Source organism: Natronoarchaeum sp. GCM10025703 (assembly GCF_042661985.1).
In the GTDB taxonomy this organism is placed as follows: Archaea; Halobacteriota; Halobacteria; order Halobacteriales; family Natronoarchaeaceae; genus Natranaeroarchaeum.
This window is the reverse complement of the sequence record NZ_JBHSZF010000001.1, coordinates 2,182,951-2,204,548: the sequence shown is the minus strand read 5'-3', so window position 1 is coordinate 2,204,548 and position 21,598 is coordinate 2,182,951. Positions and strand designations below refer to the sequence as shown.

General features: G+C 61.5%; 21 protein-coding genes and 6 pseudogenes. 14 read left to right on the top strand and 13 right to left on the bottom strand.

Features of this window, described 5'->3' with window-relative positions; translation table 11 throughout:
• Window positions 1–396: 396 nt before the first annotated feature.
• Window positions 397–672, top strand: coding sequence for an NADH-quinone oxidoreductase subunit J (locus ACFQH2_RS12320; protein ID WP_377054008.1), 276 nt, complete (start codon window positions 397–399; stop codon window positions 670–672).
• A gap of 1 nt (window position 673) precedes the next feature.
• On the opposite strand, the gene ACFQH2_RS12315 is transcribed toward ACFQH2_RS12320, so the two are convergent.
• Window positions 674–964: a hypothetical protein gene (locus tag ACFQH2_RS12315; RefSeq protein ID WP_377076792.1), complete on the bottom strand. Its 291-nt coding sequence runs from the start codon at window positions 962–964 to the stop codon at window positions 674–676.
• 74 nt (window positions 965–1,038) lie between these two features.
• On the opposite strand from ACFQH2_RS12315, the gene nuoK reads away from it, so the two are divergent.
• The 8 genes and pseudogenes from nuoK to ACFQH2_RS12275 all read left to right on the top strand — a co-directional run bounded on the left by nuoK (window position 1,039) and on the right by ACFQH2_RS12275 (window position 8,868).
• The gene (gene nuoK, locus ACFQH2_RS12310; protein ID WP_377054004.1) at window positions 1,039–1,344 is read left to right on the top strand and encodes an NADH-quinone oxidoreductase subunit NuoK; all 306 of its coding nucleotides are present in this window, start codon (window positions 1,039–1,041) and stop codon (window positions 1,342–1,344) included.
• Window positions 1,345–1,429: 85 nt separating this feature from the next.
• Window positions 1,430–3,385 carry an NADH-quinone oxidoreductase subunit L gene (gene nuoL, locus ACFQH2_RS12305; protein ID WP_377076791.1) on the top strand — a complete coding sequence of 652 codons (1,956 nt, stop codon included), beginning with the start codon at window positions 1,430–1,432 and terminating at the stop codon, window positions 3,383–3,385.
• Window positions 3,382–4,922: pseudogene (locus tag ACFQH2_RS12300) on the top strand (complex I subunit 4 family protein). The gene nuoL and the pseudogene ACFQH2_RS12300 overlap by 4 nt, the downstream one beginning before the upstream one ends.
• Window positions 4,922–6,424, top strand: a complete 1,503-nt coding sequence (locus tag ACFQH2_RS12295; protein WP_377053998.1) for an NADH-quinone oxidoreductase subunit N — start codon at window positions 4,922–4,924, stop codon at window positions 6,422–6,424. Before ACFQH2_RS12300 ends, ACFQH2_RS12295 begins: the two are co-directional and overlap by 1 nt.
• A 99-nt stretch (window positions 6,425–6,523) precedes the next feature.
• Window positions 6,524–7,123 (top strand): NAD-binding protein, encoded by a 600-nt coding sequence (locus ACFQH2_RS12290; RefSeq protein ID WP_377076790.1) that lies wholly within the window; start codon window positions 6,524–6,526, stop codon window positions 7,121–7,123.
• A complete protein-coding gene (locus tag ACFQH2_RS12285) occupies window positions 7,033–7,710 on the top strand; it encodes a DHH family phosphoesterase (protein ID WP_377076789.1) in 678 nt (225 codons plus the stop codon). Before ACFQH2_RS12290 ends, ACFQH2_RS12285 begins: the two co-directional genes overlap by 91 nt.
• On the top strand, window positions 7,667–8,029 hold the full coding sequence (locus ACFQH2_RS12280; protein ID WP_377076788.1) for a DHH family phosphoesterase: 363 nt from the start codon (window positions 7,667–7,669) through the stop codon (window positions 8,027–8,029). The genes ACFQH2_RS12285 and ACFQH2_RS12280 overlap by 44 nt, the downstream gene beginning before the upstream one ends.
• 41 nt (window positions 8,030–8,070) lie before the next feature.
• Window positions 8,071–8,868 (top strand): CBS pair associated ParBc domain-containing protein, encoded by a 798-nt coding sequence (locus ACFQH2_RS12275; protein WP_377053994.1) that lies wholly within the window; start codon window positions 8,071–8,073, stop codon window positions 8,866–8,868.
• Between the two features lie 73 nt (window positions 8,869–8,941).
• Here the strand turns inward: ACFQH2_RS12275 and ACFQH2_RS12270 are convergent, their stop codons facing one another.
• Together ACFQH2_RS12270 and ACFQH2_RS12265 are read right to left on the bottom strand one after the other, a co-directional pair.
• The gene (locus tag ACFQH2_RS12270) at window positions 8,942–10,198 is read right to left on the bottom strand and encodes a Glu/Leu/Phe/Val family dehydrogenase (RefSeq protein WP_377053992.1); all 1,257 of its coding nucleotides are present in this window, start codon (window positions 10,196–10,198) and stop codon (window positions 8,942–8,944) included.
• A 189-nt stretch (window positions 10,199–10,387) separates the two neighbouring features.
• On the bottom strand, window positions 10,388–11,212 hold the full coding sequence (locus ACFQH2_RS12265; RefSeq protein WP_377053990.1) for an HpcH/HpaI aldolase/citrate lyase family protein: 825 nt from the start codon (window positions 11,210–11,212) through the stop codon (window positions 10,388–10,390).
• Window positions 11,213–11,324: 112 nt separating this feature from the next.
• Here ACFQH2_RS12265 and ACFQH2_RS12260 point away from each other — a divergent pair, with 112 nt between their 5' ends.
• From ACFQH2_RS12260 to ACFQH2_RS12250, 3 genes and pseudogenes are all read left to right on the top strand, one after another.
• Window positions 11,325–11,504, top strand: coding sequence for a DUF7331 family protein (locus ACFQH2_RS12260; RefSeq protein ID WP_377077028.1), 180 nt, complete (start codon window positions 11,325–11,327; stop codon window positions 11,502–11,504).
• Between the two features lie 75 nt (window positions 11,505–11,579).
• A complete protein-coding gene (locus ACFQH2_RS12255) occupies window positions 11,580–11,891 on the top strand; it encodes a DUF7322 domain-containing protein (RefSeq protein ID WP_377053986.1) in 312 nt (103 codons plus the stop codon).
• Window positions 11,892–11,941: 50 nt separating this feature from the next.
• Window positions 11,942–12,369 (top strand): annotated as a pseudogene (locus ACFQH2_RS12250) (hypothetical protein).
• Between the two features lie 26 nt (window positions 12,370–12,395).
• On the opposite strand, the pseudogene rad50 reads toward ACFQH2_RS12250, so the two are convergent.
• The 3 genes and pseudogenes from rad50 to ACFQH2_RS12235 form a co-directional block, all read right to left on the bottom strand.
• A pseudogene (rad50, locus tag ACFQH2_RS12245) lies at window positions 12,396–15,073 on the bottom strand (DNA double-strand break repair ATPase Rad50).
• Window positions 15,070–16,453: pseudogene (gene mre11 / locus ACFQH2_RS12240) on the bottom strand (DNA double-strand break repair protein Mre11). The pseudogenes rad50 and mre11 overlap by 4 nt, the downstream one beginning before the upstream one ends.
• Before the next feature lie 92 nt (window positions 16,454–16,545).
• Complete coding sequence (locus tag ACFQH2_RS12235) at window positions 16,546–16,815, bottom strand: MarR family transcriptional regulator (protein ID WP_377053978.1); 270 nt, start codon at window positions 16,813–16,815, stop codon at window positions 16,546–16,548.
• 168 nt (window positions 16,816–16,983) lie between these two features.
• Here ACFQH2_RS12235 and pan1 point away from each other — a divergent pair, with 168 nt between their 5' ends.
• Window positions 16,984–18,198 carry a proteasome-activating nucleotidase Pan1 gene (pan1, locus tag ACFQH2_RS12230; protein WP_377053976.1) on the top strand — a complete coding sequence of 405 codons (1,215 nt, stop codon included), beginning with the start codon at window positions 16,984–16,986 and terminating at the stop codon, window positions 18,196–18,198.
• 105 nt (window positions 18,199–18,303) lie between these two features.
• Here pan1 and ACFQH2_RS12225 read toward each other — a convergent pair whose 3' ends face one another.
• Window positions 18,304–18,684, bottom strand: coding sequence for a cyclic nucleotide-binding/CBS domain-containing protein (locus ACFQH2_RS12225; protein WP_377053974.1), 381 nt, complete (start codon window positions 18,682–18,684; stop codon window positions 18,304–18,306).
• 105 nt (window positions 18,685–18,789) lie between these two features.
• On the bottom strand, window positions 18,790–18,930 hold the full coding sequence (locus ACFQH2_RS12220) for a hypothetical protein (RefSeq protein ID WP_377053972.1): 141 nt from the start codon (window positions 18,928–18,930) through the stop codon (window positions 18,790–18,792).
• 190 nt (window positions 18,931–19,120) lie between these two features.
• Here ACFQH2_RS12220 and ACFQH2_RS12215 point away from each other — a divergent pair.
• A pseudogene (locus tag ACFQH2_RS12215) lies at window positions 19,121–19,671 on the top strand (GMP synthase subunit A).
• A 237-nt stretch (window positions 19,672–19,908) separates the two neighbouring features.
• Here ACFQH2_RS12215 and ACFQH2_RS12210 read toward each other — a convergent pair.
• The 5 genes and pseudogenes from ACFQH2_RS12210 to ACFQH2_RS12190 form a co-directional block, all read right to left on the bottom strand.
• Complete coding sequence (locus tag ACFQH2_RS12210; protein WP_377053968.1) at window positions 19,909–20,151, bottom strand: DUF3194 domain-containing protein; 243 nt, start codon at window positions 20,149–20,151, stop codon at window positions 19,909–19,911.
• A 9-nt stretch (window positions 20,152–20,160) separates the two neighbouring features.
• Window positions 20,161–20,544, bottom strand: coding sequence for a prefoldin subunit beta (locus tag ACFQH2_RS12205; RefSeq protein ID WP_377053966.1), 384 nt, complete (start codon window positions 20,542–20,544; stop codon window positions 20,161–20,163).
• Window positions 20,545–20,639: 95 nt separating this feature from the next.
• Complete coding sequence (locus ACFQH2_RS12200; RefSeq protein WP_377053964.1) at window positions 20,640–20,909, bottom strand: KEOPS complex subunit Pcc1; 270 nt, start codon at window positions 20,907–20,909, stop codon at window positions 20,640–20,642.
• 21 nt (window positions 20,910–20,930) lie between these two features.
• Window positions 20,931–21,064, bottom strand: a pseudogene (locus tag ACFQH2_RS12195) (DNA-directed RNA polymerase subunit P).
• A gap of 2 nt (window positions 21,065–21,066) precedes the next feature.
• Window positions 21,067–21,333, bottom strand: coding sequence for a 50S ribosomal protein L37ae (locus ACFQH2_RS12190; RefSeq protein ID WP_377053960.1), 267 nt, complete (start codon window positions 21,331–21,333; stop codon window positions 21,067–21,069).
• Window positions 21,334–21,598 lie beyond the last annotated feature (265 nt).

Here is a 21,598-nt window from a genome sequence, read left to right as displayed (position 1 = left end):
GTACCGACCGCGAACGGAGTGAGCGGGCGGCCTTTTTGGCCCAGATTTTTCGGTGAGTGGTGGCTGAGCACAGCGAAGCCATCCCGAAGCGAAAAAGGTGGCGGCCCGAGGGTGAAGGCGAAGCGGACTACCAGTAACTCGTTGTACCGGCCGCGAACGACGTGAGCGGGCGGCCTTTTTGGCCCAGATTTTTCGAGGAGCGGTTCGCGAGCGATTTCGTGACGGACCGAACCGCGCCATTATATCCAATTTCTGGGACGAATTGTTCTGCACGGGGTATTTTGTGATAGCATGCGGCTATCTACGGGTGTGTGGATCTAGGAACGCGGTCAAATCCGCCGTTTTGACGGAACAGTCTCGAAATCTTCAAAGGGTATCCACAACGAGGAGATACTAATGGCACTTGAACACATCGCGTTTGCGCTGTTTGCATTCGTTACGCTTGCGAGCAGCGCCGGGGCCGTGCTGGTGCGGGATGTCTGGCACGCCGCACTACTGCTCGGCGTCGCGCTGACCAGCGTCGCGGCGCACTACGTGATGCTGCAAGCGGAGTTCCTTGCAGTGATCCAGATTCTCGTCTACATTGGCGGGGTTCTGGTCCTCATCACGTTCGGCGTGATGCTGACACGTGGCGGCGAAACACCCGAGGAGGTGGTTCAGTATGGTAGCTGAATCACGTCGCTTCTTCATGGGGGGTACCGATGAGTAGACCGCGGCTTCGCCTGGGCAGACATCTACTGCCGGGTGTGATCGCCATCGCGCTCTTCGGTGTGATGGCGTCGGTGTTTCTCACGGCGTCGATCGGCGACCCGGCCGGGTTCGGCGACGCATCAGTGATGGAGAGTCTGGGTTTCGCGCTACTCGACATTGCGAACGTTGAGGGAACGATCCCGACCGAGGGCTTCCTCGCCGCGTTCATCATCATCGCACTCGCGCTCGACGCGGCACTTGACGGATCGATCATGCTCGCGCGGCGCGAGGAGGGCGACGAAACTGGCGTGCGGGCTGACGGTGGCGACATGCAGGGGGTGACGACGAATGACCGTTGGGACAGAGCTCTATCTGCTCCTCTCGGCAGGAATGTTCTGTATTGGCCTGTTCGGCGTTCTGACGCGCCGGAACGCCATCATGTTCCTCGTCTCCGTCGAACTAATGTTGAACGCCGCGAACATCAATCTGGTCGCGTTCTCGTTCTTTTACGGTAACGTCACCGGACAGGTGTTCGCCCTGTTCACCATCGGTCTGGCGGCCGCAGAGGTGGCGATCGGTATCGGTATCATTCTGGTACTGGTGCGGAACTACGGCGACGTGGACGTCGAGAACGCAACGACAATGAGGTGGTAACAGATGGCGATATTCTGAAATCTCACCGGCGATTGCGCTGCTGCCGTTCGTATCGTTCCTGCTCGCGCTCGTCGCGGGCAAGTATATGCCGAAGAAGGGGGCGATCGGCGGCATCGTCGCGACCGGTGGTTCGCTTGTCCTCTCGGTGCTGGCGGTCATCGCTGTCGCGGGCGGTAGCGAGTACCAGCACACCTACTGGATGTGGACCGACTCCGCGCCGATCGATCTGAGCTTCGGGATCCTAATCGATCCCCTGTCGTCCCTGATGCTCGTGATAGTCTCGCTGGTCGCCTTCCTCGTCCATATCTTCAGTCTCGGGTATATGAACGCCGAGGGCGAGACCGGCCTGCCGCGCTACTACGCCGAACTCGGTCTCTTTACGTTCAGTATGCTCGCGTTCGTCTACGCGGACAATCTGCTGATGGCCTTCATGTTCTTCGAACTCGTTGGCCTCTGTTCGTATCTGCTGATCGGCTTCTGGTTCCGCACCGACAGTGCAGCGAGCGCCGCAAAGAAGGCGTTCCTGGTGACGCGATTCGGTGACTACTTCTTCCTCATCGGCGTCGTCGGCATCCTCGCCACCTTCGGGACGGCGCAGTTCGCGTCCGTAGGCGGCACGGAGTCGTTCGCCGCGGTGGCCGAATCGTCTCTCTCCGATTCAAGCGCCGCCCTGTGGATCCCTGATGCTGTGAGCGCACAGCAGTGGATCACGGGCCTCGGTCTGCTCGTTCTGGGCGGCGTGATCGGCAAGTCCGCACAGTTCCCGCTACACACCTGGCTTCCCGACGCGATGGAAGGTCCGACGACGGTCTCGGCGCTCATCCACGCAGCGACGATGGTCGCGGCCGGCGTCTATCTCGTCGCGCGGATGTTCGCGTTCTACGCGCTTAGCCCGACCGCACTGGGGATCATCGCCTTTGTCGGTGGCTTTACTGCACTCTTCGCGGCGACGATGGGGAGTGTGAAAAACGACGTCAAGCAGGTACTGGCGTACTCGACGATCAGCCAGTACGGCTACATGATGCTCGGTCTGGGCGTCGGCGGCTACGTCGCCGGCGTCTTCCACCTGATGAACCACGCGTTCTTCAAAGCGCTCCTGTTCCTGGGTGCCGGTGCGGTCATCATCCTGATGCACCACGAACAGGATATGTGGAAGATGGGCGGTCTGAAGGACAAAGCGCCTGTCGTCTACTACACGTTCCTCGCGGGCGCGCTCGCGCTTGCAGGAATCATCCCGTTCTCGGGCTTCTGGTCGAAAGACGAAATCCTCTTCGACGCGATCATTCTGGGACTCGACGATCCGGTGTTCCTCATGGCATACGCGATGGGGTTAACAGCCGTCTTCTTCACCGGCTTCTACACCTTCCGGATGGTCTTTCTCACGTTCCACGGTGAACCGCGCTCCGAAGCGGCCAGGGATCCCCACTCGGTCGGTTGGGCAGTCAAGGTCCCGCTGATCACGCTCGGCGCGCTCGCGACGGTGGCCGGCGTGGCGAACCTTGCCCCGGTCGAAAAGCTAACCGGGATCGGCAATGCGACGCTCCTGACCGACTGGCTCGACGGCGAGTACGGTGGCTACGACGCCCTGACCTACCACCAGTACACCGACACGGCGGGCCTCGGCTACGAGTACATCGCCGGGTCCGAGGGAACGACCGTGCTGATCGCCGGCGCCCTCGCGCTCGGACTTGCACTTGCTGGCGCTGGCCTCGCGTACTACCTGTACAACGTCCCGCGCCCCGAGCCACACGTCGAGAACCTCGGCTCTGTCCGCGATGTACTGTACAGCAACTACTACCTCGACGAGTTCCAGGTCGCACTCGCCGAGCGCGTCACGATGCCTATCGCTCGCGCCGCAAACACCTTCGACCAGAGCGTCGTCGACGGCGTCGTCAACGGCTCGGGCAGTGTGAGCCTCTTTAGCGGTGACCGACTCCGCCGGATCCAGACCGGCGCAGTCACCGATTATGCCGCGATGCTCGGGATCGCACTGGTCTTGCTTCTCGTTGGATTCGGCCTGTATGGAGGGTGGTTACTATGATGATCGAAGCGCTCATCGCGCTATGTCTGGTCGGTTCGCTGGTCGTACTCGCGTCCCCGAACAAGTACGCCGGCAAACTGGCCTTCGGAATCAGTCTGCTCTCGGTCGTCGGGGGCGTCTGGATGTACAGTGCGTTCGATGGTAGCGGAAACGCCCTGCTGGCCGATCCCGCGGAGATAGCGTTCTACACGCGTGAAACGTGGATCGAACTGGGCGGCCTCTACACGATCGACTGGCACGTCGGGCTGACGGTATTAGCCTGCCGCTGGTCGCTCTGACGACGATTCTAACGACGCTGGCAATTGTCAGTGCGTGGACGCCTATCACCGAGCGCCAGTCCCAGTTCTACGGGCTCGTCCTGTTCCTGGAAGCGGCGCTGATCGGCGTCTTCTCCGCGCTCGATTTCTTCCTGTGGTTCGTCTTCTGGGAGGCCGTGCTGATCCCGATGTACTTCCTCATCGGCGTCTGGGGCGGTTCCCGCCGGAAGTACGCCGCGATCAAGATGTTCGTCTACACGAACGTCGCGTCGCTGGTGATGTTCATCGGCTTCGTTGCACTCGTGTTCGGTCTCGGACTGGACACGTTCAACCTGGCTGATACGGCACAGGCTCTGGTGTTGGAGGGCGCTGAACCCGATGCTGCGCCGTGGATCGATGCGAGCACCCTGAAGATATTCGCCTTCTTCGCCATGTTCGCTGGCTTCGCGGTGAAGGTGCCAATCGTACCGGTCCACACGTGGCTGCCGGACGCTCACGTCGAAGCGCCGACGCCGGTGTCGGTGCTGCTGGCAGGCGTCCTGCTGAAGATGGGCACCTACGCCCTGCTCCGGTTCAACTTCACGATGCTGCCCGACGTTGCAAGGGACTTTGCGGTGCTGATCGCCGTCTTCGCGGTCGTCTCAGTGATCTATGGTGCGATGCTCGCGCTCGCCCAACAGGACCTCAAACGGATCGTCGCATATTCGTCTGTCTCCTCGATGGGCTACGTGATCCTCGGTCTGATCGCGTACACCGTCTACGGGGTCGGTGGCGCGACGTTCCAGATGATCAGCCACGGCCTGATCTCCGGGCTGATGTTCATGACGGTCGGCGTGATCTACAACGCCACTCACACGCGGATGGTCACCGACATGTCCGGCATGGCAGACAAGATGCCGGTCGTCGTCGGCATCTTCATCGCCGGTGCCTTCGGCTACATGGGGCTCCCGCTGATGAGCGGCTTTGCGGGCGAGTTCTTCATCTTCCTCGGCTCCTTCGGGGCGGTCGACGCTATCGGTAGCCTCGCACCGGTGTTCACCGGGCTGGCGATGTTCGGTATCGTCATCGTCGCTGGCTACCTGCTCTACGCCATGCAGCGCACCCTGTTCGGTCCGTACCAGCTCGATACTGACTACGAGGTCGGGCGTGCGCCGCTGCACGACGTCTTGCCGTTGTTCGTCCTCCTCGGATTGATCATCCTGCTTGGCGTCTCGCCGGAACTGATCTTCGAGATGATTACCGATGCGATCAGTCCGATCCTCCCCGGAGGTGGTATCTGATGGCTGAATTCGGTGTGCTCGACATTACGACCTACCGAGCGCTCGCCCCAGTGTTGATCCTCGCCGGAACGGCGCTGCTCCTGTTCCTGGTGGATAGCATCGACACCGAAACGACGGCCCACGAACTGATCGCGGGGACGGCGGTCGGCGGGACAGTGATCTCGCTTGCCTTCTCCGTGTGGTATCTGCTCGAAGGCGTGGGCGAGACGCCGTTCCTGCTGTTCGATTCCGCACTCGTCGTCGACGAGATGGCGCTGTTCATCACGTTCGTGGTGCTCAGTGTCACCTCGCTCGTGCTGATCGCGAGCTACGATTACGTGGACGAGATGGCCCACCGCGGGGAGTACTACTCGCTGGTGTTACTGGCCGCGACCGGGATGCTCACGATGGCGTCGGCAAACAGCCTGGTGACAGTGTTCATCGCGTTCGAACTCGCCAGCCTGCCCTCGTACGCGCTCGTCGCGTATCTCAAGCACAACCGTGGAAGCGTCGAAGCCGGTCTGAAGTACTTCCTGATCGGCGCGGTCTCCTCGGCGGTGTTCCTCTACGGGATCAGTCTCGTCTACGCCGCGACCGGATCGCTGTTGATCCCCGAAATCGCGGGCTCGCTCGATACCGTCCTCGATCAGGGGATCCTCGGAATCGGGATCCTGCTGATGGTCGCTGGCGTCGCGTACAAGACTGCCTCCGTCCCGTTCCACTACTGGGCGCCGGAGGCCTACGAGGGTGCGCCCGCACCGATCAGCGCGTTCCTCTCTTCGGCCTCGAAAGCGGCCGGGTTCGTGATCGCGTTCCGGATCTTCGTCGACGCGTTCCCGGTTGCGACGATGGCCAACCTGAACGTCGAATGGATCGTCGTCTTCCAGGTGCTCGCGGTGCTGACGATGGTGCTCGGTAATCTCGCGGCCGCGGTCCAGACCAAAGTCAAGCGGATGCTGGCGTACTCGTCGGTCGGTCACGCCGGCTACGCGCTCATCGGACTGGCCGCACTATCCAGCACCGGCGGCGCGAACGAACTCGTGCTCGGCGGTGCAATGTTGCATCTGCTGGTCTACGGCTTCATGAACACGGGCGCGTTCCTGTTCCTGGCGATGACCGAACGCTGGGAGATCGGCCGCGACTTCGAGGACTTCAACGGCCTCGCGACGCAGGCACCGATCGCCTCCGTCGCGATGTCGGTGTTCCTGATCAACCTCGCCGGCCTGCCGCTCGGCGGGGGCTTCTGGAGCAAGTACGTCCTGTTCGCGGGTGCAGTGAACAACGGCTTCGTCTGGCTCGCAGCGGTCGGTGCCGGTGCCAGCGCGCTGTCGCTGTACTACTACTCGAAACTGCTGAAAGCGATGTGGATCGAGGAACCGGCTGACGACCTTGCCATCCCCGACGCCCCGATGGGGATGTACGTTGCCGTCGTCGGTGCTGCAGTCGTGACGGTGGGACTGCTTGGCGCGTTCGGCCCCGTTGCCGACATTGCGGTCAACGCGGCGGCGGCGCTGCTGGCGTAATCACCGTTCCCTTTCTTTCTATTGGATGCCAGTTGTCTGACGTTGTTTGCATGGCAAGAAGACGGTAGCTTTTACCTTACTGGATTAATAGGTGAATCTATGACCTCCCGGCTGATGCTAGGCTGTGGGGCGGTTGGCCAGACGCTGGCCAGTCGCATCGCCGGGGAACAGGGCGGCCTGACCGTCATCACAGACGATTCCGGCCGCATCGATGCACTTCGTGGGCCCAACCGGACCGTGACGGACGGCGACCCGACAGACCCGGAACTGCTGGCGGAGGCCGCCCCGTCAGCCGATATCGTGGTACTCGCCGACGACGACGCGGAGCGAAACGCGGCGATGGCCGTCACCGTCCGCGACGTGTATCCGGATGCCTTCGTCCTCGCATACCCCGGGGAGTACCCCTCCGAAAACAGTTTATCGACGCTACGTGAACGGGTCGACCAGTTGATCGAACCGAGTGCCGAAATCGCTGATCACGTCCTCGGATTCGTCACCGGGAAGGAGCGACCCGGACCCGCCGACTCCGACAGACGCTTACCTCGGTCGACGGAACGGTCGCCGTCGTTGCCCACGACAACCCTGACCCGGACGCCATCGGGAGCGCCGTGGCACTCGCACAGCTTGCAGAGAGTCTCGGCGTCGACGCGGTTCCCTGCCACTACGGCGATATCACCCATCAGGAGAACAAGGCGATGATGAACCTGCTGGATCTCGACCTTCGCCAACTCGATCCGGAAGATCCGGACGAACTGGGCGAGTTTTCGGGCTTCGCACTCGTCGATCACAGCAGACCCGGCGTCAACGATCGGCTACCGAAAGGGCTGGCGGTCGATGTAGTCATCGATCACCATCCACCTCGAGGCCCAGTCGGCGGCCGCTTCGTCGACATCCGGAGCGAGGTCGGAGCGACATCTACGCTACTGGCCGATTACTTCTCGCGGTTCGACATCGAACTCGACGAGACCGTCGCCAGCGCCCTCCTCTATGGCATCCGGATCGATACGGACGACTTCGAGCGGGAGGCGTCGGAGTTCGACTTCGAGGCCGCGAGTGAACTGGTCGAGTACGCGGACATCTCGCTGCTCGAACGAATCGAGTCCCCCAACATCTCGGCCGAGACGCTTGAGACGGTCGCCCGAGCGATCGAGAACCGACAGCTGACGGCTCGATACTCACGACGAGCGCTGGCGAGATCAACGAGCGGGACTCGCTCGCGCAGGCGGCCGATCAGCTACTGCGATGGAAGACGTCTCGACCACGCTGGTGTTCGGTGTGCTCGATGACACGGTCTACGTCTCCGCGCGCTCACGGGGTGCAGGGCTCGACCTCGGAGAGACGTTACGGCTGGCATTCAACCGTATCGGGAGCGGTGGCGGCCACTCGGATATGGCGGGCGCACAGATCCCGCTTGACGTACTCGGCACGGTTGACGATACCGGAGAGACAGTGCAGTCGGCCGTCGAAGACGTCGTCAGGGATCGGTTCTTCGAGGCGTTGCGCGAACGGCCCTTCGAACTGCCGGACGAGTACGTCTCGGAAGTCACTGAGTTCGAGTTCCCGATGCTGTCCGGCGATCGGTCGACAGCGACGGACGAAGGATAGGAACGAAATAGCTTTTCCCCACAGCGACTCGAGATGTGGGTATGGATGTGAGCGGGGTCAGTGCGACGGCGCGAGTGAACGAGTACATGACCCAGGAGGTGGTGACGGTAGCCCCGGACGCTACCGTCGCCGAGGTCGCTCGCAAGATAGCCGAAACCGACGGCCACAACGGATTTCCCGTCTGTGAGCGCCGCCGAGTCGAGGGGTTCGTCACTGCACGCGACCTCCTGTTGGCCGACGAGTCGGAGCCGATTTTTAAAGTGATGACGTCGGATCTGGTGGTCGCACATCCGGAGATGAAGGTGAACGACGCGGCCCGCGTCATCCTTCGGTCCGGGATCCAGAAACTCCCCGTCGTCGACGACGCTCGTAACCTCGTCGGGATCATCAGCAATACGGACGTGATTCGCAGTCAGATAGAGCGCGCAACGCCGGAGAAGGTCGGCAAACTGCTCCGCACGCTGGAGAACATTCACGACGTGACGCTACGCCAGGAACGGCGGATCGTCCCGCTGGACCGGTTGACGCCGACACAGTCGAAAGTGTACGCCGACGAATTAGACGGCCGGCAGTACGAACTGGACCGTGGGCTGGCAGAGCCTCTCGTCGTTATCGATAACGCAGGAGAGTATCTGCTTGCAGACGGCCATCACCGCGTCCTTGCAGCGCGCCAACTCGGCGTCGAAGAGATGGAAGCGTACGTCGTCGTCGTCGATCAGGAACTGGAGTTGGGCATGCAACAGACGGCCGAGAACAACGGACTCGAGAGTCTCGAGGACATCGAAGTCGTCGATTACGCCCGCCATCCGCTCGTCGAGACGACCGAACGGCTACAGTAAGACGGGAAGAGACAGTAGCTGTCGAGAGCAGAAAAATCGCGAGTGAAGCGATCGTTTTCGATCGAACCTAGCTTCAGGGCCAGACGCCGCCTTCCTCGAAGGAGTTGGCGACGCGCTGGATGGAGACGACGTAGGCGGCGACCCGCAGGCTCGGCAGGTCGTGTTTCTCGTAGGCTTCGATGAGATTGTCGAAGGAGTTGACGATGATCTCTTCGAGCTGTTCGTTGACTCGCTCCTCGGACCAGTAGAACCGCTGGCGGTTCTGGACCCACTCGAAGTAGCTGACGGTGACGCCGCCGGCGTTCGCGAGGATGTCCGGTACGATGATGACGTCTTTTTCCTCGAGCACCTCGTCGCCTTTCGGCGTGATTGGCCCGTTGGCTGCCTCGCTGATCACGTCCGCCCGGATATTCCGGGCAAGCTCTTCGTTGATAGCGTTCTCGAGGGCGGCCGGGATCAGCAGGTCGACGTCGAGAGTGAGCAGTTCGTCGTTCGTGATCTCTTCGTCCCCATCGGCGTAGCCGACAACACTACCGGTCTCGATTTTGTGTTCTTTCGCAGCGACGGGGTCGAAGCCGTCCTCGTTGTAGATCCCGCCGGTGGAGTCGCTCGCCGCCACGACAGTCGCACCCATCTCGTCGACGAGTTTCGCGGCGATCCAGCCGGCGTTGCCGTAGCCCTGGACGGCCACGGTCGCGTTCTCGATGTCTCGGTCGAGATGGTTGAACGCCTCTCGGGCCGCGATGACGGTCGAGCGGCCGGTGGCCTCGACGCGTCCCTCGCTTCCCCCACTGGAGATGTCTTTACCCGTGATGACGCCGGGTTCGGTCGTGTTCTCCAGGGTTTCGTAGGTGTCCTTGATCCAGTTCATTTCCCGCTGTCCAGTGTTGACGTCGGGCGCGGGGATATCTCGGTCCTGGCCGATCATCGGGCGAAGTTCGCGAGCGAACGACCGCGTGATCCGTTCGAGTTCGGCCTCGGAATACTCCGAAGGGTCGATTATGATACCGCCTTTGCCGCCGCCGAGTGGAATGCCAACAGTCGCACACTTGTAGGCCATCCAGCCCGAGAGTGCTTTGACCTCATCCCGCGAAACGTTTGGGTGGTAGCGGATTCCGCCCTTGTACGGGCCACGGTCCCCGTTGAACTGCGAGCGGAAGGCGCTGAACATTTCGATGGACCCATCGTCCATCTCGACGGAGAGGTTCGTTTCGAGGACGCGCTCGGGTAGTTTGAGGCGGGCCAGTACGTCGTCTTCTACGTCGACGTACGCTCCAGCGTCGTCGATCTGTTCCTGTAGGCTCTCGAATGGATTTACGCCGTCGGACATACTCTCGTTTTTTCCGACCGGTAGTTTAAGTGTAGCGATATACCAAGGGACTGTAAGACATTATACAACTGTTAACACTGGGTGAACAGTCAGTTCTCATGTGACAACCACTCTAAATACGAGGGACGTTCGTGATAATTAGTTTCAGGGACCGTGGCTAGCCTCTCACGCTCCGCTAACCGTACGGTCCTACTCGTCCGCACGGTCCAGGAGACGATGGGCCTGTCTGATCAGTGGGCCGTCGATCATCTGACCGTCTATCGCAAAGACGCCGTCGTGTCGCTCGCTGGCGGCGACGACCCGACGGGCCCATTCGATCTCGTCTTCGTCGGGGGCGAACGCATCGTGAATCGGATCGATCTGGTCGGGGTGGATCGCCATCTTGCCGTCGTAACCGAACTCCACTGCGCGTTCGGCCTCCGTGCGAAGTCGGTCGTGGTCGCTGATATCGGGCCAGATCGTATCGATGGCGTCGATGCCGCCCGCTCGTGCGGCCAGCACGACGTGCTGTCGCGCGTAACTCACCTCGTCGCCGTCCTCCGTTCGGGTCGCGCCGATATCGGCCGCCAGGTCTTCCGCGCCGAAGACGAGCGCATCGGTAGCCTCTACGGCGGCGATCGACTCGGCATGAAGGACGCCCGCCGCCGTTTCGACGAGCGCGAACACCGGTAGCTCATGGCCCCGCTGCTCGACCACGTCGGACAACTCGCGGACGTCGTCCGCAGTGCGAACTTTCGGGAGAACCAACCCGTCAAGCGTCGCTGGGGCGGCGAGAACACTGTCGAGGTCCTCCTCGCCCATCGGCAGTTCGTTCACCCGTACGAAGACTTCAGATTCCGTGTCGAACTCCGGTTCTGAGAGGACCTCTGTAACCGTCTCCCTGGCCGCGGCTTTTGCGTCCGGGCCCACGGCGTCTTCGAGGTCGAAGACGACGATATCGGCTCCTGATCCCGCCGCTTTCCGGAGCATTTCTCCACGATTCCCCGGTGAAAAGAGTACAGTTCGCCGTGACATACTATCATTTGTTCACGGATCAACAAAAACACCCGCACCAAGTTGTGATCGGACTGAGTATAGCCGCGGTAACAAAGCATATAACTTGGTAACACATACCACAGGCGTAGAGGTGACGAACGTGTCCGACCACGCAACATCCGGCTGGCAGGATAGTACGACGGAACGAGCGGACGGTCTGGAAACGGTCGAACGGTATGAGACGGACGAGGGCGTCGTCTTCTTCGACGCCGACAACCCACTTGCGTGGGTCGAAGCGACACGGACGGTACGACTCGACAATCAGGTCTGAGCGGCCCGGTAGCACTCTCGATAGTCGCACTCTCGGACGGGGCGCTTTTTGCATTGAAACTCCAAGCCTTCATCAGTGCCTTCCGAGGACCCTCTCGACGTCGACCCCAACGGATCGGAGCCCGAGAAAGATCTGGATTTCGACGTTCTTGACGCCAATGAGGATCTGGCTCCGGATCTTCCCGATCCGGAGAACGTCTCGTCAGAGGTCAAAAACACGTTCTGGAGTGTGTTCCTGCTTGTCAAACTCGGGGTTCTCGCGACCAGCATCGGCGCGCTACTGCTGACGCTGACACCGTATATGCAGGCCGGTGCCGTGGCCCTGCTCGTCGGCCTGTTCTCGCTCGGCCACGCCTACCTGAAGTACCGGTTCTCGGAGTTCGGCTAGCCGGGAGACTGATCGCCGCGATTATGCGCTTCGGTGGCGTAGAGCCGAGCATGCGAACCGTACGCGACGAGTCCGGGAAACGCTACATCGTCGTCAAATCGTCCACGGACAGCAGCCTCGTCCGGGACCCGGAGGACGGTAGCGAACGCTACGTCGAGAACGACCGCCTCGAGACGCTCGACGGGACGCCACCCCTGGAGACGGCTGCAAGCGGCATTTCAGAGCCTGTTCGGCGGCTACTCCGGGGGTTCACGACGACGCCGCACTCGGCCTCCTCGCGGATCTGGTCGACCGCGGACCGGTCCCCGTCCGCGACATGATGCGCGAGTACGACCAGTGCGAATCCGATCTGCACGGCCGACTGGCGGAGCTACGGGCGGCCGGACTGATCGAAGAAGCAACGATTGCCGGCGAGCGTGGCTACGACGCGACCGAGGGCACCGTCGAAGTGCTCTCCATACTTCGTGACGACGACTGAGAAGATCTGCTTGCCCCGAGAGTCAGTTATTCGGCGAACGCGGTGGTACCGATCTCCTCGCGACGCTCGACTGTCGACCGATTCGAGGTCGGATCCTTCCGCACCTCGACGACGTCGTCGGCCGCGACGACGAGTTCGTCGTCGTGGCTCACTACGACTATCTGTTCGACGCCGAGTTCACGCATCGAGTCGATCAGTTCGACTAGCTGAGAGACGTGCCCCGAGTCGAGGAAGACGGTCGGTTCGTCGAGGATCAGCGGCGGCATCGGCGCGGCCCCTTCGATACCTTCGGCCAGCAGGCGGTAGATCGCACAGCGGAGGCTGAGGTTGAACAGTGCGCGCTCGCCGCCGGACAGTTGGTCCGGATCGAGCGGTGCGCCGTCTTTCTGGAAGACCGTTAGCTCGTACTCCCCGTCGAGTTCGATATGCGAGTACGAGTCGTTCTGGTAGACCAGATCGAACGTCTCGTTGAGCAGTCGTTCCAGCCGTTCGACGTTCTGTTGGCGTAGCTCCGCCCGCAGGTCGCCGTAGGTCTCCTGTAGCCGCTGGGCCTCGTCGTACAGCGACTCCAGGGCATCGCGGCGCTCGACGAGTTCGTCATGCTCCTCGCGCAGGTCTTCGAGTTCGCTCAGTTCGGCCTCAATGCCACCGATCCGGCCTTTCAGGTCGTCCCGGTTCTCGCGCTCTTCTTCTAATGCCGGTTCGGCCTCCTCCAGATACTCTGTGGCACGCGTTCGATCCGCACGCGCTTCCTCGATACGCTCCTCGTCGAACTCCGATTGCAGTTCGTTCTTGCGCTGGCGCTTCTCGGCCAGTCGCTCGCGGCGCTCCTCGTTCAACTCGGCCTTGTCAGCCCGGCTTTCGCGGCGGTCCTCGATTCCGTCTTCTGCGTCTTCGATGGCTTCAAGCGTTTCTTCGAGCGATTCGAGCCGTTCGCGCCGTGCTCGGATCTCGCCGCGCTCGGCGTTGATCGTGGCAATCTCCTCGCGGCGGTCGTCAGCCTGCTCGTCGGCCTCGGTCGCCACCGCCCGTTTTTCCTCGGCGCGCTCGTCGAGCGTCTCGGCGCGCTCTTCGAGGTCAGTGATGCGGTCGCGCTTGTCAGAGAGCGTCGCCTCGCGTTCTTCGACCAACTGCTCGACGTTCCGGCGGTTCCCGCGCAGTTGCTCGACGCTCGCTTCGGCCTCGACCAGCGTTTCGGCGTCGTCGAGGCGCTCGCGGACGGCCGAGCGCTCGTCTTCGAGGTCGTCGCGGCGGGATTCGAGTTCTGCAACCCGCTCGCGGTCGTCGGCGAGCGCGTCGACGTGTGGGGAATCCTCGACTGCCTGCCCACACTCGGGACACTTCCCTTGCTCCAGGAGCGCCTCGGCTTCCTCGACCGAGGATTTCGCGGATTCGAGCTTCGTCCGGACATCGGTCAGTGCCTCGCGTAGCTCCTCGGCCTCGGCTTCGAGCGATTCGTGGTGGTCGTCGGCCTCGCCGAAGGCTACCGGCGCGTCCTCGAACTGTGCTTTCGCCGTCTCTATCTCGTCGTCGATATCGCCCAGTTTCTTGCGGCGGTCGTCGAGTTCCGCTTCGGCCTCGGCGAGTTCCGTCTCGAGTTCCTCGGCGTTCTCCCGGGCCGTCTCGGCTTCGGCCTCGAGTTCGTCGGCGCGTTCGCGGGCGTTTTCGGCCTCTGAAGTGTACTCCTGGATCTCGATATTGATCGATTCGAGTTCGTCTCGGAGTTCGTCGTCCCGCTCTTCGAGGTTCTCAAGCGTCGTTTCGACCGCCCCGAGACCGGCATCACTGTCGAGTTCGGAGTCAGCGAGCAGGTCGTCCCGTTTCGTCTCCAGTTGGTCGAGGCGCTCACGGCGCTCCGTGATCTCCTCTTTGAGTCGGTCGCGTTCCTGTTCGGTCTCGCTGATCTTCTCCTGTAGCGTCTCGATCTCTCCTTCCAGATCGTCGATCCGGTCGCGTTTCTCCTCGTACTCGTCGAGGACGGATTCGGCCTCGTCTCTGGTGTCGCGGGCCGCTTCGATCTGGCCCTCGAGGCGCTCGATTTCGGCGTTGCTCTCGGAAAGCTCGGTTTCGAGTTCGTTTAGCTGGGCGTGAAGCTCCTTGTCTTCTTTCGCCGCGATCTTACTCTCGAGGTTCTCGATGACGTCCCGCTGGCCGTCGAGCACCGTCTTGATTCCCAGTCTGGCCTTGCTCGCCCGCTCGCGGTACTCCTCCAGTTTACCGAGTTGGAGCAGGTCGTCGATCATGTCCTGTCGGTCGCTCGGCGAGGCGTGGATGAGCTTGTTCACTTCGCCCTGCCGGACGTACGCGCAGTTGACGAACGCTTCGGCGTCCATCCGCAGTAGCTCGGTGACGTACTCGCGCACCGCACGGGCACCGTCGACGCTCCCATCGGGCGTCTCCAGCACGCATTTCGCCGTCTGGGCGCGCTCGCCGGTGAGCCGAAGGCGGCGCTCGATCCGGTAGGACTCGCCCGCGTGATCGAAGACGAGTTCGATCTCGGCGTCCTCGGCACCGTTGGTGATCACGTCGTCGAGGGTGCGCTCGTCCAGCGCCTTCGAGCCGTAGAGCGCAAAGAAACAGGCTTCAGCAGCGAAGATTTCCCGCTCCCGTTGACGCCGTGAATCACGGTAACGCCGGTTTCGAGGTCGAGTTCGGCGTCGGCGTAGCACTTGAAATTCTCCATCCGGACGTGGCGGAACCTCATAGGAACTCCTCCACGGAGCGCTGGGAGTCGGTCTCCTGTGCTGTGTCAGGGTCTGATTGGTGGCTGTCGGCATCGGTCTGGTCGTGTTGGCTCTCGGCATCGGCTTGGTCGCTTTGGCTCTCGGCATCGGCTTGGTCGCTTTGGCTCTCGGCATCGGCCAGGTCGCTCTCGGAGTCGGAACCCGAATCGATCCCGGCGTCGTCCGGGTCGGCATCGGATTCGCCCGCTGCGCTGTCGGCCGCATCGTCGCCCGCTTCGTCTTCGTCGGCGCTCTCGAACGCCGACAGTCCTTCGTCAGCGCGCTCGCGGACCAGCGATTCGACGGTCTCGCGGACGTTCGAGTCAGCAACCTTGCTCTCGCGGACGGTTTCGTCGATGTCACGGGCCGCAGGGCTCAGGCCGAGGTCGCGCAGGCGCTCGCGGACGGCGTCGTCGGGGTCGGCAAAACTGACGCTCACATCGTCCTCTCTCTATCTCGCGGCGGTCGTTCACCCGTGCGATCAGCGCGCCGTCGTCGACCGCCAGTTCCTCGACGCTCGCGGGTGTCACAGGTTCACCGTCACCCTCTATCGTGACGATGACCACGGCGTCCTCGACATCGTACTGGCGGACGCGCTCTCGGACCCGATCGGTTCCCTCGCCCTCTGCGAGTTCGACGTCGACGAAGCAGAACTCGCGGGTGTCCGCGACGGCCCGGCGTGTGATCGTGACCTCGTCGTCGACGGTGACGATATTGTAGCCACGATCATCGCGCTCCGAGGCGCTCGCGCGCTCAGTCGATCCACAGTAGGTCACCCACGTGTCCAGCATCTCCCGTTTTCCGGGGGCGTGGTTGTCACCGAGCAGGACGGCGTCGAACTCGACTGTCGATTCAGTCAGTAGTCGCTCGGTGTCCCAGTCGGCGTGCGCGAACGGTTCGAAGAGGCCGTGGCTTACGAGCGCTGCATAATCGGCCTCCTCGGTCGGTTCGTACCCGTACTCCAGGCTATCCCGCTGGGACTCGGGCACGAAGTCGAGGCCGTAAAACGCGATATCTCCGACGACCTCCGGCGTCGATCCGAGTCGGGTGGTAAGGCCGAGATCCTCGAACAGGTCGAGCCACTGGCCGTCACGTTTCGTCTCGTGGTTCCCGACGACTGCGAGGAACGGAATGTCGGCGTCAGCGAGTTCGCGCAGTGCCGCGACCGTGCCCTGAATATCTGGAAGGTCGGGCCGGCGGTCGTGAAAGAGGTCACCCGCGTGTACGACGGCGTCGACGTCCTCCGCGATGGCGTCGTCGACGACCTGCTGGAACGCGTCGAGGAAGTCCTGACGACGCTCCGGCGAGTGGTACTGTCGATACCCGATGTGGGTGTCGCCGGTGTGAATCACCCGTGTCATGGCAAGCAATTATGCTGGCTCTCTTAAGACGGTTCCGCGACCGGAGTGAAAGTAAAAGGCCTGCCTCACGAGAAGGGGTATCCACAGGTCGGCTACTCGATATCGAGCGTGTAGAGACGCTTTCGCGCATCGGAGAAGGAAAACCGCGAAGCGACGACGTCCTGTTCCTCAAGTCGGTTCAGCGCATAGCGAACAGTTCGTGCGGGCAGCAACGTCTCCTCGGCTAGTTGGCTCTGAGTCAGGGTATCGTTGTATTCGAGCACTTTCGCGACGAGTTTGGCGCTCGGCGGCAGGTCACGGACGTCGTCCCAACTCGCGTCGGCGTCCGGTGCTTCTACGCTGGCAGGCTCTGGTGTACTCATCGTTATCTCCGCTTGGACATACAAGCTAATAATATTGTCCCTTTCGAATTATTACTAGATGGAATATTGTGGAGGCGATCTATAAGCCATTTTCGGCCGCGGTCCGCTTTGCCGCTCCGGATTTGGCTGACCCGAAGCCTCTTATGAACCAACGCCCTAACATCGACAATGACCGATACTGTGGAGGACGTCGACCTTCCTTACGATGAGGAGGAGGCGTCACAGCGGGAGAAAATCGAGGCACTACGAGAGCGCCTCGAGGTCCTCGAGTCACAGAACGAGGAAATGCGGGATAAGCTACTGGACGCGAACGCTGAGAACAACAAGTACCAGCAGAAACTCGAACGGCTCACTCACGAGAACAAGAAACTCAAGCAGTCGCCCCTGTTCGTCGCGACGGTGCAAGAGCTCTCCGAGGACGGCGTCATCATCAAACAACACGGCAACAACCAGGAGGCTCTGACCGAGGTCACCGAGGAGATGCTTGACGATCTGGAGCCCGACGACAGGGTCGCTGTCAACAACTCGCTCTCTATCGTCAAAAAGCTCGACAGCGAGACCGACGTTCGCGCACGCGTGATGGAAGTCGACGAGTCGCCCGACGTCACCTACGAGGACATCGGCGGCATCGAAGAGCAGATCAACGAGGTCCGCGAGACCGTCGAGATGCCGCTCAAAAAGCCCGACGCGTTCGACGACGTCGGTATCGAGCCGCCGAGCGGCGTTCTGCTTTACGGCCCACCGGGGACCGGCAAGACGATGCTCGCGAAGGCAGTGGCCAACCAGACCGACGCCACCTTCATCAAAATGGCCGGCTCCGAACTCGTCCACAAGTTCATCGGCGAGGGGGCGAAACTCGTGCGTGACCTCTTCGAGGTCGCCCGCGAAAACCAGCCAGCCGTGCTGTTCATCGACGAGATCGACGCGATCGCCTCCAAGCGAACCGAGTCGAAGACCTCCGGCGACGCCGAGGTCCAGCGGACGATGATGCAGTTACTGAGCGAGATGGACGGCTTCGAGGACCGCGGCGACGTTCGGATCATCGCCGCGACGAACCGCTTCGACATGCTCGACCGGGCGATTCTGCGCCCCGGCCGGTTCGACCGCCTCATCGAAGTGCCAAAGCCCGATACCGAGGGCCGCGAGATCATCTTCCAGATCCACACCCGCGACATGAACGTCGCCGACGACGTCGACTTCGGCCAGCTAGCCGAGATGGCCCACGAGGCAAGCGGTGCGGACGTCAAGGCGATCTGTACCGAAGCCGGGATGTTCGCTATCCGCGAGGACCGAACGGATATCCGAATGACGGACTTCGAAAGCGCCTGGGACAAAATCCAGAAGGAAAGCGAGAACGACGACGTCTCGAAGACGTTCGCCTGATCTGGCCGGTTCTGCGTAGCAGCGGATCGTTTTTTGTCGACCTCTCGACCGATATACTGGTAGCCGGAAACGCCGCAGTTCGGGAAATTTCCAGACGATAGCCGATCAGTCGGGGCGAGTATCCGTTACTTTGATAACTCGTTCCGACTGGTTTCTGGCGATATCGGTCAGTGTCACTATCCCGACAAGTTGGGTTCCGACCACCGGTAGCTTCTTGATTTCGTTGGCTTTCATCTTGTGAAGCGCTCTATCAACTGAATCCGTCGGACCGATGGTAACCAAATCCTCGCTCATCGTCTCCTCGACCGCTCGTTCCGTGACCGTGGATCCATCCTGGTAGATCGATCGTAACACGTCAGAGCGTGTGAGGATGCCGACCGGTTCTGTCCCCGTCACAACGACGCTTCCGATACGGTTCTCCAGCATCGTACCCATCGCCTCGTGTAAGGTCGCGTCCGGATCGACCGTAACGACTGGCGATGTCATGCACTTTTTTACCTGCATAAGTGTCCGTTCGAGAACCTACGTAATAGCTTTTATTCAGGAAAAGAGTATGAATCGCAAACCTCCCGTCCCTTCGGTCGCCACCCCTCAGAGTAGCGTCACGACGAGATATGGGACAACGAACAGGACCACGAACACCCCAAGCAGGATAACGCCCCACGCGATCAGTGTGCTGGCAGCGGTGAGCCACGCTGGATGATCGAACCGAGAGAGCCGCTCGGATATCATATCTCAGGGATAGTCGTCCACCGTGTTAATGGTATGGACACTGAGGACAACTGACACGGTGTTTCAGACGTGGACGGTCCTGAAGTGTTGTATCTGCTCGGGCGTCGGTGGCACCGCGTCTGTCGAGACGCCCTCGCCAGTCTAACCGTATTCGGACGCCTTTTATTCGCTGCGCGAGTACCGCCTGCCAATGACGAAGATCGACGTGGTCGACAACCACGGCCAGTTCACCCATCTGGAGCAGCGCGCGCTCCGGGACATGGGAATCGACACGGAAATGATCGACAACACGACGCCACCCGAAGAGATCGACGCCGACGGACTCGTCCTCTCGGGCGGCCCCGACATCGACGACATCGGACGTTCGGTCGAGTACCTGGAGATGGATCTCCCCGTACTGGGGATCTGTCTCGGCATGCAGATCATCGCTGACGAACTCGGTGGCCGCGTCGGTGGCGGCGAGTACGGCGGCTACGCAGATGTCACCGTGGAACTGCTCGACGAAGAGGATCCGCTAGTCGGATCGCTTCACCCGGAAACTCGCGTCTGGGCAGCCATGCTGACGAGGTCAAGGAACTACCGGACGGGTTCGAGTTGACGGGCAGAAGTGATGTCTGTGGCGTCGAATCGATGAGCGATACGGATCGGGATCTCTACGGCGTTCAGTGGCATCCGGAGGTCGCTCACACCGAGGAGGGCGAAGAAGTGTTCGAGAACTTCCGCGCGATCTGCGAGGAGTAACGCACCACGCGCTTCGAGAGGACCGTTCTTTTCGACGTATTTCCTCAGGACGAGATCTCTCTCACACGAGAGCAGGAAATCCTACTGTTCAGCATCTCCCTCGTCTCGGCCCTGGGTGGTACTACTCAGGCCCGAATGCTGGTGATGGTCATATGGTCTGCGGAGAAGCACCGTGCTGAAAGAGAGATCTGCTCCGAAAAGATCCACGAAGCGTCGGGTCGGCGGGAGGCCCGTACGTCACGACGCTTCGTCGAACAGTTCGTCGACCGCAGAACGAGCGGCGAGCGCGGCCTCGTCCGCGACAGCCTGCTCGTCCTCGCCTGCTTCGGGTGCATTGAGATAGACATCGACATCGAGGACGCCGTCCTCGAAAGTGACCGTCACATCGACGTCTTTGACGTTCGAGTTCTTGAGCCGCGAGAAGATCAACCCCTCAGCGGCTTCAGCGGCCGTCTGAACGACCTCCTCGTCGGTTGGCATCGGTGTCGCTTACGCGCCGCCGGGGCCGCCCATCGGTGCGCCGCCGGGGCCGCCGCCGAGCATCTCTTCGAGCTCTTCCTGCATTTCCTCGAACTGCTCCTGAACGCGCTCTTCCTGTTTGGTCAGGGTTTCGACACGAATTTCGAGGCTGTCGACCTTCTCTTCGAGGTCCTCGTTTGCGGTCTCGTAGTCCGTCTCGACGAGTAGCTCGCCGACTTCTCGGTACATGACGGTCTCCTCGTCGATGTCTTCGAGCTCGTCGAGCGCCGTCTCGGCCTCGTTGAGCTGTGACTCGGCTTCGTTCTTCTGAGCGGCGACCTGCTGTGCGGTCTCCTGAAGGTCCTGTAGCTGTTCGAGTTTCTCTTGTGCTTCCGGCGGTAGGTTGCCTTGCATACTTCTGAGGTAGTGGTCCGGACGGAAAAACCCCGTCATTGTAACTGCGCGCCAATATCCGGCTTCTACGCGGGGACTGGGCCTGATTTGCGTCGTTATCCGTTCGGAGTCGGTTGGCCACAGCCTGCACTGGATTCAGCCACGTCGATGAGCGTCAGCCAGGTGTTCGAGGCTGCCCGGAGTGCAACCAGATCGGCCGCTTCGACAGCGACCTCGAGGGTGGCTTCCTCGCGGGTAAGGGCGACGGTCGACCGGTCGTCTTCGATATCTCCGATTTCGGGGCGGACGCTCCGCTCCACGAGCGTTGCAGTCGCAGTCGACTCGTACGCAAAAGTGTACGTCGCCTCGTGCACGAACGCGCCCATCGATAGTTCCGTGGACAGCGTTTATTTGACGCTTACTTCCTTCAGATCGCGGCTCCGCTCTTTGAGAAGTACACGGTGCCCGCAGTAGGGACAACGGACCCCCCGTACTCGTCGAGCTCGACGTCACGCTTGCAGCGCGAGCACTTGTACGACATCGTTACTCGTCCTCGGAGAGTGCAGCGCGGATCGATCGTTTCACGCCACGACCTGCCGGCGTGTCGGGTCGGTACGCGCCACCGGTGAACTTCTCGCCGGTTTCCTCGTTGATCCAGATACCTGTACCGACGCGCTTGACATCGTCACCGTCGACGGTGGCGTTTTCCATATCGGCTTCGATTTCGGAGACGCGTTTCCGTGCGACGCGACCGTACCGAGCGCCGAAGCGTCCGGCACTACCGGTTTGTCCTCGTTTGCCTTTGGCCATAGTGTCGATTTATAGTTCGAGCGACCTGATAAACCCTTTGAGTTGGGCTGGTGCGGCCTCCTGCTGGGCGGTCTGGCACTGTGGTTCGCGGTCGATGTTCTGCCGAGCAGAGGTGACCGGTGGTTGAGGTTCCGCCATGCAGAGGTGACCGGTGGTTGAGGTTCCGCCAAGCAGAGGTGACCGGTGGTCGAGGTTCCGCCAAGCAGAGGTGACCGGTGGTTAACGTTCTGTGATTGGTGGTTAACGTTCTGCCGAGCACAGCAAT